Below are 2,898 nucleotides of genomic sequence, written 5' to 3' on the forward strand. Positions count from 1 at the left end.
GCTCGAGCAGGCCCGCCAGCGGCGGCGATTGCCTCAGGTGCATCATACACAATAGCACTCAATGCTCCATCACTCATTCGCCCACGTCCTGGCCGCAGTGCCCTGACAGCCAACTCGCCAGCGCCCAAGAATGCGCTGTCCCAAATGTGAACGTTGCCACCGGCCTGACAACGGAGGGCCGTAGCGAAGGGCTCGCGCGTCACAAGCAAGGAGGCCATCAATCATGGGCACTCGCATGGGCTGGCTCCTCATCAAAACGTACGATGCAGAAGGGCACCTTTCCGGACGGGAAGGCTTCAACTTGGTCTACAAACGCGAACTCGATTACCGTAGCCGAACCGAGCACGGCCAACATATCATGGCGAAAACCGTCGAGAGACAGACGTATTCTGGGTTCCTCCGGGCTGAGTCCAGGCCACAACTTCAGGCGAATCGTGTACTTCTCCAGGCCTCGCTGGACGATCTGATATTGGCTGATGAACCCTTTGTTCTGGACAACATCAATGAGATGTGTGAAGAGCAATGGGCTGAAACGGCTCCCGTCTGGACCCCTGAGCATGGTCAACTCTCTTCCATCCACTGATTCCAGGCGCTGCCAGCCATGCTGTGGGTAGAGAGACTCCGCACTATCGATCNNCTCCAGTGTCGTAGCGGATGAGCGGCATGCTCAGGTTGTTGAGCACGGTTACGAGGATCCGCCCGGTACCATGTGCGATACGTTGACCATCAGCATCGACAACTTCCACAATGTGCGTTGATGGGTTCACATAGAGAGCATCAGCGCCACGCGCGCACGCAATGCAACCTGCTTCGTCAGACGCATATCGGTTGAAGACCGGGCAGCCGAAAGCACGCTCTATGTTCCTCCGCCAGTCTGGAAAGAGCGTGCCTGCCGCCGTAACAACACCTCGGGGAGTATAGCTGAGCCGTCGACCACTAATGTTGATATACTCGGCCAGTGATTCAGCAGCGTTCACATATGACAAGATGATCTCCGGCCTCGTGCGGTCGATGACATCAACGTAACGGTCGAAATCCCCTGCTCTGAGCGCGTTTGCGTCCAGTTGAGGCTGCCCATAGAGCCAGTTCAAGAGGCGCCGCTTGACCGTCGGGTGGTCTCCCAGCACCTCAGCATACGATCCCCAGATCTTCTGGATGCGATCGGTTGGCTTCCATCCCACCCATTTGAAGAAAAGGTAACTACCTGCGGAATTGGCTGCACCGTATCGTGAGTCCTGTAACACATGCAGCAGGACTCCCGTCGAACCGCCGGTGCACTTCCAGTGAACAGATCTGGGCAACACATCACTTGTGTACTTGCCCGGATCGTTGATGAGGTCTTCACGTTTCATGATGGGCAGCGTTTCGAGCAAATCAAGTATGTCGAGAGAGTGGCTGTGCTCCAGCGCGCGATGTGCAGGAACGTGAAGTTGGCTCCACGTAAGAAGCTCCTCCAACCTTGGAGCGGCAATTTCACGCCACGACAAATCCTGAGAGGATTCCATTTGGCGCAAATCTCTCCACATTGCACCGTTCCGCACGTGATCTATAACATACCATAGACTGATCATATGACCTCCTGTGACCGTTCGACTGCCGAGTCGGCACGATATGCAGGGAAAAAGGATGGCTCCGGCTCCCATGTTCGGCCCATTCCCGCTTCCCACTTCTTTCTGGCAGCTACAAGCAAGTTGTACTGACTCTTGTTCCACACAACACGCCGGACCCAGAAATCCATGAGCCCGCGCGGCTCAAACGCTCTCTTGAACTGGAACAGTCCATCATTCGCTTTGAGCCCGCCACCAACCACGAAACTCGAGTACCTTCTCTGGTGACCCCACTCAACGACCTTGTGCTTGAGCAGCTCAGCTGGACGCAACTTGAAGTAAGCAGCGTCAGTACCACTCAGGAAAGAATATACCGTATCCGCCGACAGCAGCAGGAGTTGGGCTGAAATGACGCGCTCCTGGAGGAATACCAGTACATACTGAAGCTCTCCATAGGGCTGCAGAGAATCATGCAGATGCTGAAGCTTGTCCAGGGGAAAGAAATAGTAGTCTTTGGCATGGTCACGTTTCATTGTGTCATAGTAGATGCCGAGGAACGGTTCCAGGAAGCTTGCGCTGTTGCTGATCTCCACTCTGAGCCCGGCTCGCTCAGCGTGGCGAACGCTCTCCCGAACCTTTGGCGCATATCTCAGCCAGCGCTCTTCCATGGGGATCCGGAGGTCCACGACGACGTTCTGCTGCTGAACGAGATGCTCGCCGTCATGGCGAGGGGCCAAGTGTTCAGTGAAGAGGTCTTCGCGCACGAATTCTGATACGACATTCATCTGAGCGAAGAACGAATGAAGAGCATACTCAAGCAACTCTTCAGCAGTTTGCCGGTCGGCATCGTCACCCTCAAATGTTGCTCCTCCGTAACCATAGGGTGAGATGACATCTACCCCGGGTGAGTTGCCCAGTTGCTGTGCGAAGGGTAGCTGAGCAAGGTCGAGCACGTTGAATGGGTATAGACTCAGCAAACGCCCTTCACAGAGGCATGCAATCGCCATCGGCCGTTCGCCAGGCGAAGACATCGCCTCAAGAAAGCCCGGATGGTCGTGTGGTCGCCGACTCTTCGATGCTGACCAGTGCGCAATCCATTCTGCTCTGTCCTCGGCAACTGCTGCGTCCAGTAGCAGCAAGACTTGACTGTCCCGTCTGATGGTTTTCATGCTACGCCGTCATCTCTGGAACGCGGACGACTTCCATCCCACTCCGTCATGAGAGTCACAACCCTCTCCATGTCATTCCTCGTGTATCGTTGGTCACATGGCAGCGTCAGCATTGTCGCCGACACTGACTGTGACCCCGGGAAACCAGTTGCGACGTCAGTGGGGAGCTGCCAGTGAATCGG

At 55.7% G+C, this 2,898-nt stretch carries 2 protein-coding genes; one reads left to right on the forward strand and one right to left on the reverse strand.

All coding sequences use genetic code 11. From position 1 onward, the window contains the following. The first annotated feature begins 223 nt into the window (after positions 1 to 223). Complete coding sequence (locus tag SMC5_RS09910) at positions 224 to 583, forward strand: hypothetical protein (RefSeq protein WP_119120583.1); 360 nt, start codon at positions 224 to 226, stop codon at positions 581 to 583. A 984-nt stretch (positions 584 to 1,567) separates the two neighbouring features. Here SMC5_RS09910 and SMC5_RS09920 read toward each other — a convergent pair. Then, positions 1,568 to 2,716 (reverse strand): GNAT family N-acetyltransferase, encoded by a 1,149-nt coding sequence (locus SMC5_RS09920; RefSeq protein WP_119120585.1) that lies wholly within the window; start codon positions 2,714 to 2,716, stop codon positions 1,568 to 1,570. Between the last annotated feature and the right edge of the window lie 182 nt (positions 2,717 to 2,898).

Source organism: Candidatus Cryosericum odellii, from assembly GCF_003570935.1.
GTDB lineage: Bacteria > Caldisericota > Caldisericia > Cryosericales > Cryosericaceae > Cryosericum > Cryosericum odellii.